This is a genomic window from Spirulina subsalsa FACHB-351 (assembly GCF_026130165.1).
GTDB lineage: Bacteria > Cyanobacteriota > Cyanobacteriia > Cyanobacteriales > Spirulinaceae > Spirulina_A > Spirulina_A subsalsa_A.
Map to the genome: position 1 here is coordinate 1 of NZ_JAIHOM010000121.1, position 15384 is coordinate 15384.

A 15384-nucleotide genomic window follows, 5' to 3' on the forward strand; every position below is an offset into this window, starting at 1 on the left:
CCCCTACTCCCCTGCTCCCCCTCTCCCGACTCCCGGACTTTTTGAGCAAGCCCTACCCTAGGAAAGGGTAATCTCGCGTTCTGCAAGAGTTTGTAGAAACCAATGGGTGGGAACCGCTTCCTCGACTGACCAAACGCCGGGTTTTTGGAGCGTTCCGGCGAGAATTCCTTGCACAATGCCCCCGGTACCGTGTCCGGCGATTTGGGCGGTGTTGGGATGGGAGAGTTGCGATCGCACCACACAAGCTTGATTGTCTTTCCACCCCTCTACTTCCACCTGAATGGCTACCCCTACCCCACTAAACTGATCGGTAAATTGGGTCATGTTGTAGGACACTTGGGCTAAAAATTCCGTGCCGTTGATTAACCAAGACTTGGGGAAAACATGGGCGGTAATCCAAGTTAGATGGTTATAAAAATCGGGGTAAGAGCCGAACTTCGTGATCACATTTTGCACCGTCGGAAAGCTTTTCACTAAACTATGGGTTTCGGGCATATCGTACCAGTACACACCAATGGAGCCACAGGGCTGGGGAAAGGTGACGTTTTGGCGATCGCTATAGGGGTGAACTTCTTGCCATTTTCCCCCTAACCACGCCTGAAACGGTTCTTTTAAGCCTAAAAACGTCGTGCGCATCACCGTTAAGCCAGCCCCCCCGGAGCCCCCCACCCCATAGTAAAGACGGATAGTTTCTGCCCGGTCTAACTGTTCCACCCCATAGCGGACTAAACTGTTGGACATTCCCGGAAAAATTCCCGTGCTAACAATGGCCGTTACCCCTGCTTGTTGGGCTTCTGGGTGATAAGGCAGCAGTTTCTGAACAAAATCATAGGAATCGCTCACGTCTACATAATGCACCCCCTGCTCAATACAGTGTTTTAACACCGCTCCCGTGCGATGATGAAACGGGCCAGCACAGTGAACAACCAGTTGGTATTGTCCCAATATTTGGCGTAACTGTTCGTCATCTTCCACATCTAAAGGGATAGCGGGATAGGGGGAGTTTTTGGGGGGATGGTGATGGTAGGTGAGGGTAATCTCAGCCTCGGTAAAACGAGCTACATCGGCGGCCACATTACGCCCAATGCGACCACATCCCCCCAAAATCAGCACGCGAGAATCACTCATTATTCTTTGTCATACCACTCTTTCAGCCATTGTCGCATCTGGCCAATTTCCGCCGCTTGAGAGTCAATAATCCCCTGGGCGAAAAGCTGCATTTCTGGCCGCTCTGACTTTGCCTTTAAGTCCTCTGCCATCATTAAAGCGCCTTCGTGGTGAGGAATCATGGCTTTAAGGAAACGCTTCTCAAAGTCCTCATCTGCTGCTCCTAGGTCCATATCCATGCGCATGGCACTCATTTGTTCAGCCGACATAGGCATCATCTCATTGGTTGTCGTATCCCATGCCATCGGTGTTTCTGGTGCGTCAGGGTACCAAGTCTCTCGCCATTCTTGCATCTGGGCAATTTCTTCTGTTTGGGCCTCGATAATTTCTGTGGCTAAGGCCAATAATTCGGGCTTTTGGGATTGGGCTAAGACTTCTTGGGCCATCACTACGGCGCCCTCATGGTGGGGGATCATGGCATCGATAAAGCGCAGATCGTAGGCTTCATCAGCCGGACCGAGATCCACTTGAGCATGATCCATGTCTGCATGATTTATGGTTTCCTCTTTCATCCCGCTATGCTCTTCCATGGCGGTTTGTTGTGAGGGGGTTTCTTCCACAGAGGTGGGAGGAGAACTACAAGCGGTGATCAGTCCTGCGATCGCTAAAGAACTTAAGAACAGACGGTTAAGCTGAAAAACCATGCTTTTTCTCCGAATTCAACACTAAGCCCATCTTAAACTCTCCCCCTTAAAGGAGGGTCAAGGTTATGTGGGAGTCGGGGAGCAGGGGAGCAGGGGAGCAGGGGAGCAGGGGAGAGGGGGAGCAGGGAATTGATAATTGACAATTGACAATTGATAATTATTTCCGATTCCCTATTCCCTATTCCCGATTCCCTATTCCCTTAAAGTTGTACAACATCACTCAGCAGCAAAACCGAAACCACTAACAGAATTGTGGCGGCCGCTAAGTCCATTGTTTTGGGGGAAACGCGCTTGGCTAACCACCACCCTAAGAGGCAGCCAATTAAACTGGTGGCAATCAGTGCGATCGCCGCTCCCGTAAACACAATCCAAGGGGCTTGAGATTCTGCGCTCATCAACAAGGTCGCCAACTGAGTTTTATCCCCCATCTCGGCAAACAGAATCGTGATAAATGTGGCGTTAAACGTTGCCCAGAAGCCCATAGAACGCCTTGTAATGGGTTTTAGGTCATTTTGAGTCAAATTAGCCGTTTCTGGGCTAATGAGAGCCTCCGGGGTCTTCTCAGTTAAAGGTTCAGTAAGAGTCACAATGATCTTTGTCATGTCGGGGTTTGATGCCTTTCTCATTATCCCATAAGGTCTTGAGAAATTTCAATCTAACCCACGGACTAATCATCAAGGTAATATTTCCGGTGTTTGTGGTGAGATGCCCGGAGCCGATAAAACAGCCGAACCGTAATACTATAACTCCCACAGGCTACCATGACACCCATCACAAAGCAGCCAAAAAACAAGCGTCCTGCCACATCTCCCCCCATATCTAACAATTGTTCGAGAGACTGACCGCTAATTTGACTGAAATCCATCGGTTCTCCCCCCAATAACCAACGGCCAATCCGGTAGTTCATGGCAAATAGGGGAACATAGGTTAGGGGATTACTGACCCAAGTTCCCGCAGCGGCCGCGATTTTATTACCTTGAACGAGAGTCGCGAGGAGTAAACCGATCAGAGTTTGTAGACCAAACAGGGGGAAAAACCCGGAAAAGACTCCCACGGCCACTCCTCTTGCGATCGCCTCGGGACTCCCCTGTAACCGGGCTAGGCGATAATACCAGTACCGACCACGACGCATCCACCAAGGTTTTAGACGTTTAGATTTCATAAAGGGTTTGAGCTTGGAGGAAGACTGCTGCATCGCCGTGTTTAACCTTTGTTGAGGGAATCTAAAAATATTATGATCTAGCCTAGCGAAGATTCCCCCCAATAAACAGCTAGCCCAATAAACAGCTAGATTGTGACCGGGGATTCAATATACACCGTAGGATCTTGAGTGACGAACTCTAAGCCATACCCAGCTAACTGTTTAGAGATATTTTCATTCGCTAATTCCAGTAGACGCTTGCGTAATTGAATAGAATCCTCATTAGACCCGAGAATAAAAAAGGTCACTCTGGCACGAGTTCCCGGTTTTCCCTCAACTGAAACGAGACTAATTTTGGTACTACCCGGATCAATGCCTGTGATGCTATCTGTGGCAGCCTTGACGATTTGTTCCACCATAGCCTGTTCTTGCTCTTTTAGGAAGTGTAAAAAGTCCAAATAGAGCAAAACCATTACCTTTTTCCCCCGGGTAATGTTTTCAATCTCCCAGTCCGCTAGCTTAGAGTTGGGAATAATCATCAAGGTACTTTTCGCGGCCGTGCGGATTTTCGTTGATCTCAGTCCAATGGACTCCACTCGGCCATAAATTCCATTGGGCAGACGAATATACTCCCCTCGACTAAAAGGACGATCGAGATAAATTACCACAGTGCCAATCATCTGGGAGAGTGCGTTATTAGCAGCTAAACCAATAGCCCCAGCAATAAACCCCAAACTGGCCAGCAGTCCGAATAGATCAATGTTGCGGGTGCGTGCAAAGGCGATCGCAGCGAAAACCCCGATTAAGATATTCACCACTAATTCAAAGGGTAACACCAACTCATCGGCCTCTAACCCCACACGCTGCATAAAACTAATCCCATACCCCCGCATAAATTGACGGAATAAACGGGAGAGTAACCACGCCACACTAATAGTAACCGCTAACTCCATAAAGGGGAGAATAAAGTTATAAACCGGGCGATATTCTTCCAACCAAACAAGGGACAGATTAATCAGAATCAAGGTTGTTGCAGTTTTTAACTCCCCTTGTAGCGGTTGGGTCAATGTCTCATAAATTTCTTGTCCCTGTTTCGGCAGAAAACGATAAAAAAGCAGGCGCAGTAACTTCGGCCCGATATTCCCCAGCACGATGGAAACAAAAGAAAAAGCTAGGAAAATTAAATAACTAGGAATGTCCGAACCCTCCAAATTTGGGATAAAGTTAACTAAAAAATGGTAAATCTCACTCATGACATCTAAATGGTAATCGGTGAATCAACGTTAATGGTGCGTTCTTCTAGTGCAAAGCCGATGCCGTACTCTTTCAACTGTTTGGCGATGTTTTGATTAGCAATATCTAGCAACTGACGGCGTAAATCCATCGACACCTCCCCAGACCCTAAAATAAAGAAACTAATCTGAGCTTGAGTAATGGGATTTTCTTCTTGCTGAGAGATGTCGCTAAAATCTACTCCGGTACTCCGTGGGTCAATGCCGAAAATATCCCGGGTACTTTCTACAATAATTTGCCGAATAAAAGCCTTTTCTTCTGATTCAATTTTACGATCAAAAGTCAGATACAGTAAGGAAATAACCTTTTTCGCTCCGGTAAAGTTTTCAATGCTCACTTGTGTGAGTTGACTATTCGGAACAACGACTAGAGTTCCTTTGCCGGAGGTACGAATCCGAGTGGAGCGTAATCCAATGGATTCTACCCGTCCAAAAATGCCGTCTGGTAAGCCAATATAATCGTCAACGACGAAAGGACGATCTAAAAAGATTACAATCCCCCCTAATAGTTGTTCGAGGGTTTTTTGTGCGGCAAAGGCAACGGCTAACCCCCCAACCCCTAAACTTGCTAATAGTCCTAAAATATTTAACTTATGGGTTTGGGAGAAGATGATTGTAATAACAAAAAAAACAGAACCATTGGCAAATATTTTGGCTAAAACTAATAACTCACTATTGATTTTTCGCCTGTTTTGAATGGCTATATCTAGCAAGTAGATATCAAAAAATCGCCCAAAGATGCGAACCACAAGCCAACCCATGATCACGGCAGTGGTTAAACCTAGCACAGTTTCCCCAGAATCCCAGAGCGGTTTGAGGGGGAGGGTTAATAAAATAATATCACTGGCGAGTAGGAGTAAAATAATGAAGAGAATATTTTGATCTGGGGCAACAATTTGTTGATAGGCGGTTTTCCATTGGGGAGAAAATAGATTTTTGAGTTGTTTGTTAATCGTATTTGCTAAAAACAGGAGGACTAATAAGAGTAAAAGTCCAGCGAGGATAAGTAAAGCGTAGCCAAGGAGGGAACTACTTAGGGTAATTTCCGGTATTTTTTCTAACATCGCGTCAATTAGTGAACAGTAATCAGTTGTAGGGTGCGTCAGAAGAATAACTTAGGTGACACAGAAATTACTGTAATCTTGACGCACCATCTTTAGTCTATTTTACAGACGATGTAAAGGGATTTGAGCTAGGTTAAACTCTTCCTCTAGATCAAACAAAGTGGGTGTTTTTCCAGATCCCTGATCTAGATATTGGCAGATTATTTGCCCGACGAATTTGGCTAATTGAACCGGAACAGCATTGCCAATCATTTGTTCTAGATTAGTTTTAGTCCCTTGCCAAATAAAAGACTCTGGAAAGGTTTGTAAATAACTCCTTTCTTGAGTGGTTAAGGGGCGAATTTGACTTAAATCAATGTTTTGAGGATCGCAGGAATTAAGCTTGTACCCTTTGGGTAGTGGACGATTAACCCCGCGAATGGTTGGACTGGGTTCATCAATAGAAAAAATGCCTCGCCGATTATAGTTTCTGGGATGACGATAATAGAAAGAAATGCCAAGACTATTTCCTAAGTAATCCCTAATCGTCATGGGTTTATCAGACAAGTTTTGTTTAAAGAGATCATTAAGTTGATTGTGTTTATCCTGTAAATGTCCAATTAAAAAAAATCGTGTTCTGGCTTGTGGAACGCCACAATAAGCAGCATCTAAAATTATTGAAGAAATCCCGTATCCTGTTTGAATGAATTTGTCAATAACTTGTTTAAGAATCTTAGCTCTTTTAATTTGTGGCACATTTTCCATGACAAACCAAGGGGGTTTAACCTGACAAACAATATCAGCAAAACTATGGGTCAAACTCGCTCGCCCTAATGCCGGATTTCGTTTTCCGGCGCTGGAAAAGTCTTGACAAGGGGGGCCACCCATAATTAGGTCAGGTTGAATCTCTGAAATGATGTCACTCGCTTCTTTTTCTTGACGGAGATCCATTAAAAAGCTAGGGTGTTTAAAGTTTTTCCGGTACACAGTAACAGCAGAATTCCAATGATCAAAAGCTTGGCACACTTCAAATCCTGCTTGTTGGAAGCCTAAAGAAAAGCCACCACATCCTGAGAATAAATCCACACATTTCATCATAATAGAGTTCCGGGGGAGGGGGAAGAACCCAAGCAGAAACAAACCCTGCTCAATGGGGGTAATTCCTGCACCCGATCATACATCTGTACTTGATATCCGGCTTGTTGTGAGGCAATCCCTGCCCTCTTTTTATGATAATGGATTATTAATAATTTGCCCTAGATGCCCCCACACTCGGTCAGACCGGATATAATTTGTTACGAAACGTCAAATTCTTTTACCATCATGAGCAATCCAGTCACTCACGCCTTTTTTGTCGGCCGGGCCTTTGCCGAAGTTCTCAGCGAAAAGGTAGAGGACAAGCTGACAAACGCCCTCAGCGAACTCGGAAAATTCGATGCTGAACAACGGGAAAACCTCCGTAAATTCACGGAAGAAGTGACGGCGAGAGCGGAACGAGAATTGGCGAAAGTCAGCCAAAATGGTGGCGTTGCTGCTCCTTCCGGCAATGGGACGGCCGATGTTCAGGAAACCATTGATAATCTCCGAGCAGAAATCGCCAGTTTGCGGGCGGCGATCGCAGCTTACCGCAAATAACCCTCTTTTGTCCCCTCTATCCTCCATTCAAGACCCGTTTAACAATATTTTTTGTAAATTTACTTGACATTTAACCGCGTGTCTGCATTCACCCAAACCCCCACCTCAATTTCCTACTCCACCCCGGCCGCCCTGCCCGGAAAACCCTCTCGACCCGAACGCGGGAAAAACAAGTATCGCTGGAATCGGAGCAACTACTCCAAAACCCGGCGGCGTTTTGATATCTGGGTGTTTGTTCTCACCTTCCTCTTTGAACTGTGGTGGGACAGCAAACCCTGGACCTATCCCGGAGGATACAGCGACGACAAACGACGGCAGCGCCGCCAAAAACAGGCCGTGTGGATTCGTGAAAGTCTCCTAGAACTAGGGCCGACTTTTATTAAAGTGGGTCAATTGTTCTCAACCCGAGGGGATTTATTCCCCATTGAGTATGTCTCCGAACTCAGTAAACTCCAAGACCGAGTTCCGGCCTTTTCCTACGAACAAGTTGCCGCCATCATCCAAGAAGATACAGGTAAATCCGTTAACGAACTGTTCCGCAGTTTTGACCCCACCCCCCTCGCCGCGGCCAGTTTAGGTCAAGTCCACAAGGCCCAACTGCACAATGGGGAGGAAGTGGTGGTGAAAGTGCAGCGTCCGGGTCTAAAACAACTGTTCACCATTGACCTGGCCATCCTCAAACGAATTACCCAGTATTTCCAGAATCACCCCCGTTGGGGACGAGGACGGGATTGGTTAGGGGTTTATGAGGAATGTTGCCGCATTCTCTGGGAAGAAACCGATTACGTCAACGAGGGACGCAATGCGGACACCTTCCGGCGCAATTTCCGAGGCATTGACTGGGTAAAAGTCCCCCGGGTCTATTGGCGCTACACCTCCCCCCGTGTTGTCACCCTAGAATATGCCCCCGGCATCAAAATTAGCCACTATGAAGCCCTAGAAGCAGCCGGGTTAGACCGGAAGGTTTTGGCGAAATTGGGCGCAGAGGCCTACTTACAGCAGTTACTGAATGATGGCTTTTTCCACGCCGACCCCCACCCCGGTAATATTGCGGTAGATTCCGATGGGTCGCTGATTTTCTACGATTTCGGCATGATGGGGCGCATTAATGCCAATGTGCGGGAAAAACTCATGGATACCCTGTTTGGGATTGCGGAAAAGAATTCCGACCGGGTAATCTCGTCCTTGATTGAGTTGGGCGCCTTGACCCCGACGGGAGATATGGGGCCGGTGCGGCGGTCGATTCAATATATGCTGGATAACTTCATGGACAAACCTTTTGAGGAACAGTCTGTGAGTGCCATTAGTGATGATTTGTATGACATTGCTTTTGACCAACCCTTCCGCTTTCCGGCAACCTTTACCTTTGTCATGCGCGCCTTTTCTACCCTAGAGGGGGTGGGGAAAGGTCTAGACCCTGAGTTTAATTTTATGGAGGTGGCAAAACCTTTTGCACTAGATATTATGACGAATAGTAGCTTAAGTAACGGAAACAGTGTGTTTGATGAGTTGGGCAGACAGGCCGCCCAAATGAGTAGTACGGCCTTGGGTTTGCCGCGACGGATTGAGGATACCATCGAAAAATTAGAACGGGGGGATATTCGCGTGCGGGTGCGAGCGAGTGAGTCTGACCGTCTCTTGCGTCGCATGGCTACGACCCAACTGTTAACGAACTATACGTTACTAGTGAGTGCTTTTACGTTGTCTGCTACTATCCTTGTAGTGAACAATATTGTTTGGGCGGGGGTTATTTTGGCTGTGGCCGCAGGGGGGTTAGGAATTAATGTCTTCCGACTCATGCGGCGTATTGACCGCTATGATCGTATGCCCTAATGATTTTTAACTTTATTGAGCAGTAAGTGGTTTATGAAACGTCGCTTCACGGGGTTAACTGATACAGGATGCCTCCGTTCTGTGAATCAGGATGATTTTTATATTGACCCGGACGGACGCTTTTTCATTGTTGCCGATGGTATGGGTGGACACGCTGGCGGTCAAGAGGCTAGTCAGATTGCAACGCGGCAAATTCAGGTCTATCTCAATGAACATTGGGAGTCGGGGATGAATTCTAAGCAGTTGCTGGAAAAAGCGATTTTTGACGCGAATCAGGGCATTCTCAAGGACCAAGAAATCCACCCGGAACGGGCTGATATGGGAACGACGGTGGTAGTGGTGCTTTTCCGGGATACACAGCCCCTATGCGCTCATATTGGGGACTCTCGTATTTATCGCTTGCGGGATCATACTCTCGAACAAGTCACGGAAGATCAAACTTGGGTGGCTCGGGCGATGAAGATGGGAGATTTAAGTGCAGAGGCGGCCCGTGTTCACCCGTGGCGGCACGTTTTGTCTCAATGTTTGGGTCGGAAGGATCTGCAAAAGATTGATATTCAGCCTCTGGATGTGCAGGCAGGCGATCGCCTTTTATTATGCAGTGATGGTCTGACTGAAGAGGTGCCAGACCCCGACATTGAGATGATTCTCGGACAGTCTAAAACCTGTAAAGAAGCCGCTCAAGCCCTGATAGACAATGCTAAAGACAACGGCGGATCCGATAATATTACGGTGGTGATTGTTGTGCAAGACTAATCCGCTCAGTGTTAACATCAAGGTGTTCTCCGTTCTGCTCCTCACATTTCCTTGTTTGGTTATTTATTGCGAAAAATAATCAACAAGCCAAATTAGAATAAAACTGTATCGTCTATCAAGAAATGAGGGTGGGCATGAAGCGGATTGTATTAATTGCCGGGTTTGAAACCTTCAACGCCGAACTGTATCGGAAAGCGGCACAACTGGCAATGGAGCGGTGTTCTGGGTTGGATGTGCGGGTGTTTAGCGATCGCGACCTCACCCACCAATCCAGCACTGTGGAACAAGCCCTACACCATGCCGATGTTTTCTTTGCCAGTCTGATTTTTGACTATGATCAAGTTCTCTGGCTACGGGAGCGAGTACAAAATATCCCCATTCGCCTCGTGTTTGAGTCGGCCCTAGAGTTAATGAGTCTCACCCAACTGGGAAAATTTGTCATTGGGGATAAACCGAAAGGAATGCCCAAACCGATTAAATTTATCCTGAGTAAGTTTTCTAGTGGCAAGGAAGAGGACAAACTCGCGGGCTATATTAGTTTTCTCAAAATCGGTCCGAAACTCCTCAAATATATCCCCGCCCAAAAAGTTCAAGACCTACGCAACTGGCTGATTATTTACGGGTATTGGAACGCCGGGGGACAGCAAAATGTGTCCGCCCTCTTTTGGACGATTGGCGAGAAATATTTAGGGCTAAATGTAGAGGAAATTCCCCCACCCATTGAAACCCCAAACATGGGTCTTTTACACCCCAAATATGAGGGCTATTTCACCTCCCCCCGCGCCTATTTAGACTGGTATCAAGAGCAGTTTAAACTCACCGACCAACCCATTACAGGGATTCTCTTATATCGCAAGCACGTTATTACCGAACAGAATTATATTCCCCAACTCATTCAACAGTTTGAACAGGCGGGAATTATCCCCCTACCGATTTTTATTAACGGTGTTGAAGGTCATGTAGCTGTACGGGATTGGCTAACGACTGACTCCGAGCAAGAACAGGCAAAACCCACTCCTTCCCTCTCTCCCGATGCAGTCAAAGTCGATGCCATTATTTCTACTATTGGTTTTCCCCTAGTTGGAGGGCCAGCTGGGTCAATGGAAGCTGGGCGACAGGTGGAAGTGGCTAAAAGTATTTTAAACACCAAAAACGTCCCCTATCTCATCGCGGCTCCCCTATTAATCCAAGATATTCACTCCTGGACAAGGCAAGGCATCGGGGGGTTACAAAGTGTGGTTTTATACGCCCTACCGGAACTAGATGGCGCTATTGATACTATCCCATTAGGGGGATTAGTGGGGGAAGAAATTTATTTAATTCCTGAACGGATTAAGCGGTTAACGGGACGGGTTAAAAAGTGGATTGAACTACGCAAAAAGCCACCCTCTGAGCGGAAAGTAGCGATTATTTTATATGGGTTTCCCCCGGGCTATGGAGCAACGGGAACGGCCGCGTTGTTAAATGTCCCCAGAAGTTTATTAAAACTGCTCTATGCTTTAAAAAGTCAGGGCTATAATGTGGGAGCTATTCCCGAAGATGGGGAGGTGTTAATTCAACAGGTGAAGGCCGCTGATGAATTCCCCGACACTCTTAATCCGGAATATCGTCCCCATAATCATCATGTGAGTGTCAGTACCTTAGAAAAGTGGTTAGGCTATTTACTCACTTCTCGCATAGAAAAACACTGGAAAGATTTAACAAAAACGGGCATTAAAACCATTGATGATCAGTTTCAAGTGGGAGGGGTACAGTTAGGCAATATTTGGATAGGGGTTCAACCTCCGTTAGGGATTGCGGGGGATCCCATGCGTTTAATGTTCGAGAAAGATTTAACGCCCCATCCCCAGTATGCGGCTTTTTATCAATGGTTGCAAAAGGACTTTCAGGCGGATGCGGTGGTGCATTTTGGGATGCACGGTACTGTTGAATGGTTGCCCGGTTCTCCGTTGGGGAATACGGGGTATTCCTGGTCAGATATTTTGTTAGGAAATCTGCCCAATTTATACCTTTATGCCTGTAATAATCCTTCGGAGTCAATGTTAGCTAAACGGCGGGGCTATGGGGTGTTAATTTCCCATAATGTGCCGCCCTATGGACGGGCAGGATTGTATAAGGAGTTAATGGCACTGCGAGAATTAATTGCTGAATATCGGGAAGATCCGGCTAAAAATACCTTGCTCCGTAATGATATTTGTCAGAAAATTGTGGATGGGGGTTTGGAGAAAGATTGTCCTTTTGAAGAGGGAGAAAAGCTGGGGATTGCCTTCACGGTGGAGAATGCAAAATTGTTTAGTGCTACGGCATTAAATCGGTATTTTGTCAAGGTTTATGAGTATTTACAAGTGGTTGAACAACGGCTGTTTTCCTCGGGTTTACACATCTTGGGGGAAGTGCCGGATAGTGAGGAGTTAAAGTCTTATTTAGATGCTTATTTTGACCGAGAAGTACCCTTAGCGGTGGTGGAACGGATTCGCAATGGGGCGGATGCTAAACAGGTTTTAGAGGTGTGGCAGAATTGGCTAAAACTTCAGTATGCCGACTGGAAAGAAAGGATTACACCGGATTTAGGCGATCGCACCCTACAAGCCATCGAGATTGTGCGCCTGTTGATGCAGAATAGCGACGAGATCAACAACCTGTTACGGGGCTTGAATGGGGAATATATCCCCCCCGCTTCTGGGGGCGACTTAATCCGGGATGGGATTGGCGTACTCCCCACTGGGCGCAATATACACGCCCTCGACCCCTACCGGATGCCCTCCCCTGGGGCCTATGCGAGGGGGCGAGAAATTGCCCAGAAGATCATCGCCCAACACCTAGCCGAAACCCAGACTTATCCTGAAACCGTGGCCGTCCTTTTGTGGGGTTTAGACGCGATTAAAACTAAGGGCGAGTCTTTGGGCATTTTACTGGAATTAGTGGGCGCAGAACCGGTAAAAGAAGGCACTGGGCGCATTGTTCGCTATGAATTGAAACCCCTAGAGGAAGTCGGCCACCCGCGTATTGATATTTTGGGCAATCTATCGGGCATTTTCCGGGATAGTTTTGTGAATGTGATTGAACTGCTCGATGATCTTTTCCAACGGGCCGCCGAAGCAGAGGAGCCGGAAGAGCAGAACTTTATCCGTAAACACGCCTTAGCCTTAAAAGCTCAGGGAGTCAAGAATGTGGCCGCTCGCTTATTTTCCAATCCGGCCGGAGATTTTGGCTCCTTGGTCAATGATCAGGTGGTGGATGGGAATTGGGAGTCGGGGGAGGAGTTGGGGAAAACGTGGGAAAGTCGCAACGTTTTCAGTTATGGTCGGCAGGACAAAGGCCAAGCGCGGCCGGAGGTTTTGCAGCAACTCTTACAGACGAGCGATCGCATTGTCCAAGAAATCGACTCCGTAGAATACGGCCTAACTGACATTCAAGAATATTACGCCAACACCGGAGCCCTCAAACAGGCCGCCGAAAAACGCCGAGGCAAAACCGTTAACGCCAGCTTTGTCGAAAGTTTCTCCAAAGATACCACCCCGCGCAAATTAGAGGAATTGTTACGTTTAGAATACCGCACCAAATTATTAAACCCCAAATGGGCCGAAGCAATGGCTAATCAAGGCAGTGGGGGTGCTTACGAAATTTCTCAACGCATGACCGCCTTAATTGGTTGGGGCGGAACTGTTAACTTTACCGATGAATGGGTTTATGACCAAGCCGCAGAAACCTACGCTTTAGATGCAGAAATGGCCGCTAAATTACGTCAAGCCAATCCCGAAGCGTTTCGCAATATTATCGGGCGAATGTTAGAAGCCAATGGGCGAGGTTTTTGGGCAGCGAGTGAGGAGAAATTAGAGAAGTTGCGAGCATTATATGATTTAGCCGATGAGGAATTAGAAGGGGTGAAAGTTTAGGGATGTAATGGGAATTAAAAATAGCTCAGAAACCCGGTTTTTCCTGCTTCCTGTGCCGGGACAAAAGCATCAAGTCGATTCCACTTTTGCAAGGGTTTAGGTGAGCCAGTCTTTGTATTCAGTTGGCAAGTTTTCTAGCCATTTAAATGCACCATTCACCACTTGATCAAGATAGCTAAAATTACCTTGGGCTAACTGGGCAGCGACAAACTCCTCTTGTTGCTTGTTTAAGGTAATTTGCATCACCTTCTCCAGACCCAAGCTCTCCCGCCATTATAAATGAGGGGTTAAAAGTAGCCATGAATTGCTGCCGAGTGCTGATGCTAAACCCGGATTGTATTTGTTGCCTGCTTCTTGAGCCACTATAATAGGCAAAGATGACGCAACTCAGGTTAGGGGAGAGAAGAGGTATGATTACGACGATTCAGCCACCCCAAGCAACATTATCGAAAGAGATGTCTTTGGAGGAGTTTCTCCAATACGATGATGGCAGTGATTCCCGTTATGAGTTAGAGGATGGGAGACTTTTATATATGCCTAGTGAAAGTGATATTAATCAACGCATTGCCATGTTTTTATTGGCATATTTTTTACAGTTAGGTCTGCCATTTTATCGCTTAAGAATTGGCACAGAACTTGCTGTTATGGGCAGTCGGGCAACGGTACGGCTACCGGATTTGATGGTACTCACTGAGGAATTAGCGCAAGCGATGAGTGGGGCAACTCGTTCGATAATTTTATCAGAAATGCCGCCCCCTGATTTAGTCGTGGAAGTGGTCAGTCCGGGGCGAGAAAATGAGGAGCGGGATTATCGTTATAAGCGCGCTCAATATCAAGCGCGGGGAATTCGGGAGTATTGGATTATTGACCCGATGCAACAACAAATTACGGTGTTAAGGTTAGTCACAGGGCTGTATGAGGAGGCGATTTTTAGAGGGGAGGAGGGGATTGTTTCTGAGTTATTAACTCAATGGGGGCAAAGAGAGCCTTTAACGGTTGCTCAGGTGTTACAGGTGGGTTAAGGTTGGTTTTAGAACCCGGATTTTCCGACTCTTGATGTGAGGGGATTATGCAGCCCATTTTTGTAGAACCTTTGACTGTTGAACGGGTGACGATCAAAATTCCCGATCTCATCCCATCGTTACAGGGGACAAAGTTAGTTCATTTGTCTGACCTGCATTATGATGGCAAACGTCTAGAGGAAGAGCTTCTAACTGAAACTATTGAACTGACGAATCAGGAAAAACCGGATTTGGTGGTTTTGACGGGGGATTATATTACGGACAATCCGAGTCCGATTTATAATTTGGCGTTACATCTGAAGTATTTGGAAAGTCGGTGTGGGGTGGTGGCTTGTTTGGGGAATCATGATAATTATTTCCCGTTTTCTCGTCATCATGTGGTGAAGGCGCTGACAGGTGTTGGGATTGAAGTGTTGTGGAATGCGATCGCCTATCCCCTCGGTTCAGCTCTGCCTGTGATCGGATTCGCGGATTTGTGGTCGCGGGAATTCCGCCCCCAGCCTATCATGGAACAGCTAGACCCAGACACCCCCCGTTTAGTCCTCTCCCATAATCCCGATACGGCCGCCCTTTTGCAACCTTGGCGGGTGGATTTACAACTGTCCGGGCATACCCACGGGGGACAAGTGGTTCTCCCCGGATTAGGTTCGGTTCCCTCACTCATGCAGCCTGTCCGTCACCATGTCCCTAAATCTCTACATCCCTATATCCCCATCTTGCGAGAATGTGCCAGGGTGGTCAAACATTGGGAGTGGGGCCAAGGGTATCACGCTATTGAGCAGAATCAACTCTATGTTAATCGAGGGTTAGGGACTTATTTCCCCGGCCGCATCAATTGCCCTCCGGAGTTAACGGTGATTACTCTCATTCGGGGGTGTGGGGAATAGGGGAGCAGGGGAGCAGGGGAGCAGGGGGGCAGGGGAGAGGGGGAGCAGGGGAGCGGGGGAGGGGGGGA

Annotated in this window: 14 protein-coding genes; 6 read left to right on the forward strand and 8 right to left on the reverse strand. The window is 47.2% G+C overall.

Translation table 11 applies throughout. The features are described from left to right. Nucleotides 1–57: 57 nt before the first annotated feature. The 7 genes from K4A83_RS18575 to K4A83_RS18605 all read right to left on the reverse strand — a co-directional run bounded on the left by K4A83_RS18575 (nt 58) and on the right by K4A83_RS18605 (nt 6382). Nucleotides 58–1128 carry a saccharopine dehydrogenase NADP-binding domain-containing protein gene (locus K4A83_RS18575; protein ID WP_265266163.1) on the reverse strand — a complete coding sequence of 357 codons (1071 nt, stop codon included), beginning with the start codon at nt 1126–1128 and terminating at the stop codon, nt 58–60. Then, on the reverse strand, nt 1128–1811 hold the full coding sequence (locus K4A83_RS18580) for a DUF305 domain-containing protein (protein ID WP_265266164.1): 684 nt from the start codon (nt 1809–1811) through the stop codon (nt 1128–1130). Before K4A83_RS18580 ends, K4A83_RS18575 begins: the two co-directional genes overlap by 1 nt. Before the next feature lie 200 nt (nt 1812–2011). Then, entirely contained in the window at nt 2012–2293 is a 282-nt protein-coding gene (locus K4A83_RS18585; RefSeq protein ID WP_407810132.1) for a TMEM165/GDT1 family protein, read from the reverse strand. Between the two features lie 185 nt (nt 2294–2478). After that, the gene (locus K4A83_RS18590; protein ID WP_265266166.1) at nt 2479–2973 is read right to left on the reverse strand and encodes a DUF2062 domain-containing protein; all 495 of its coding nucleotides are present in this window, start codon (nt 2971–2973) and stop codon (nt 2479–2481) included. 125 nt (nt 2974–3098) lie between these two features. Continuing rightward, nucleotides 3099–4205, reverse strand: coding sequence for a mechanosensitive ion channel family protein (locus tag K4A83_RS18595; protein ID WP_265266167.1), 1107 nt, complete (start codon nt 4203–4205; stop codon nt 3099–3101). 5 nt (nt 4206–4210) lie between these two features. Beyond that, nucleotides 4211–5308 carry a mechanosensitive ion channel family protein gene (locus K4A83_RS18600; protein ID WP_265266168.1) on the reverse strand — a complete coding sequence of 366 codons (1098 nt, stop codon included), beginning with the start codon at nt 5306–5308 and terminating at the stop codon, nt 4211–4213. 102 nt (nt 5309–5410) lie between these two features. After that, a complete protein-coding gene (locus K4A83_RS18605) occupies nt 5411–6382 on the reverse strand; it encodes a DNA cytosine methyltransferase (protein WP_407810133.1) in 972 nt (323 codons plus the stop codon). Nucleotides 6383–6610: 228 nt separating this feature from the next. Between K4A83_RS18605 and K4A83_RS18610 the strand changes: the two genes are divergently transcribed. The 4 genes from K4A83_RS18610 to bchH all read left to right on the forward strand — a co-directional run bounded on the left by K4A83_RS18610 (nt 6611) and on the right by bchH (nt 13407). Continuing rightward, nucleotides 6611–6922, forward strand: a complete 312-nt coding sequence (locus K4A83_RS18610) for a DUF6825 family protein (RefSeq protein ID WP_265266171.1) — start codon at nt 6611–6613, stop codon at nt 6920–6922. A 78-nt stretch (nt 6923–7000) separates the two neighbouring features. Continuing rightward, entirely contained in the window at nt 7001–8755 is a 1755-nt protein-coding gene (locus K4A83_RS18615; RefSeq protein WP_265266172.1) for an ABC1 kinase family protein, read from the forward strand. 33 nt (nt 8756–8788) lie between these two features. Continuing rightward, nucleotides 8789–9511: a Stp1/IreP family PP2C-type Ser/Thr phosphatase gene (locus tag K4A83_RS18620; RefSeq protein ID WP_265266173.1), complete on the forward strand. Its 723-nt coding sequence runs from the start codon at nt 8789–8791 to the stop codon at nt 9509–9511. 134 nt (nt 9512–9645) lie between these two features. Then, nucleotides 9646–13407 carry a magnesium chelatase subunit H gene (bchH, locus tag K4A83_RS18625; RefSeq protein WP_265266174.1) on the forward strand — a complete coding sequence of 1254 codons (3762 nt, stop codon included), beginning with the start codon at nt 9646–9648 and terminating at the stop codon, nt 13405–13407. A gap of 96 nt (nt 13408–13503) precedes the next feature. On the opposite strand, the gene K4A83_RS18630 is transcribed toward bchH, so the two are convergent. After that, complete coding sequence (locus K4A83_RS18630) at nt 13504–13650, reverse strand: hypothetical protein (RefSeq protein ID WP_265266175.1); 147 nt, start codon at nt 13648–13650, stop codon at nt 13504–13506. A 167-nt stretch (nt 13651–13817) separates the two neighbouring features. Between K4A83_RS18630 and K4A83_RS18635 the strand changes: the two genes are divergently transcribed. Together K4A83_RS18635 and K4A83_RS18640 are read left to right on the forward strand one after the other, a co-directional pair. Further along, nucleotides 13818–14429 (forward strand): Uma2 family endonuclease, encoded by a 612-nt coding sequence (locus tag K4A83_RS18635; RefSeq protein ID WP_265266176.1) that lies wholly within the window; start codon nt 13818–13820, stop codon nt 14427–14429. Between the two features lie 47 nt (nt 14430–14476). Continuing rightward, a complete protein-coding gene (locus K4A83_RS18640; protein ID WP_265266177.1) occupies nt 14477–15316 on the forward strand; it encodes a metallophosphoesterase in 840 nt (279 codons plus the stop codon). Nucleotides 15317–15384 lie beyond the last annotated feature (68 nt).

Bases quoted from the DNA above. Each gene is read 5' to 3' on its own strand.
- K4A83_RS18575 (WP_265266163.1), bottom strand. From the start codon at position 1,128: ATGAGTGATTCTCGCGTGCTGATTTTGGGGGGATGTGGTCGCATTGGG.
- K4A83_RS18585 (WP_407810132.1), bottom strand. From the start codon at position 2,293: ATGGGCTTCTGGGCAACGTTTAACGCCACATTTATCACGATTCTGTTT.
- K4A83_RS18620 (WP_265266173.1), top strand. From the start codon at position 8,789: ATGAAACGTCGCTTCACGGGGTTAACTGATACAGGATGCCTCCGTTCT.
- bchH (WP_265266174.1), top strand. From the start codon at position 9,646: ATGAAGCGGATTGTATTAATTGCCGGGTTTGAAACCTTCAACGCCGAA.
- K4A83_RS18595 (WP_265266167.1), bottom strand. From the start codon at position 4,205: ATGAGTGAGATTTACCATTTTTTAGTTAACTTTATCCCAAATTTGGAG.
- K4A83_RS18640 (WP_265266177.1), top strand. From the start codon at position 14,477: ATGCAGCCCATTTTTGTAGAACCTTTGACTGTTGAACGGGTGACGATC.
- K4A83_RS18580 (WP_265266164.1), bottom strand. From the start codon at position 1,811: ATGGTTTTTCAGCTTAACCGTCTGTTCTTAAGTTCTTTAGCGATCGCA.
- K4A83_RS18600 (WP_265266168.1), bottom strand. From the start codon at position 5,308: ATGTTAGAAAAAATACCGGAAATTACCCTAAGTAGTTCCCTCCTTGGC.
- K4A83_RS18605 (WP_407810133.1), bottom strand. From the start codon at position 6,382: ATGAAATGTGTGGATTTATTCTCAGGATGTGGTGGCTTTTCTTTAGGC.
- K4A83_RS18610 (WP_265266171.1), top strand. From the start codon at position 6,611: ATGAGCAATCCAGTCACTCACGCCTTTTTTGTCGGCCGGGCCTTTGCC.
- K4A83_RS18590 (WP_265266166.1), bottom strand. From the start codon at position 2,973: ATGAAATCTAAACGTCTAAAACCTTGGTGGATGCGTCGTGGTCGGTAC.
- K4A83_RS18635 (WP_265266176.1), top strand. From the start codon at position 13,818: ATGATTACGACGATTCAGCCACCCCAAGCAACATTATCGAAAGAGATG.
- K4A83_RS18630 (WP_265266175.1), bottom strand. From the start codon at position 13,650: ATGCAAATTACCTTAAACAAGCAACAAGAGGAGTTTGTCGCTGCCCAG.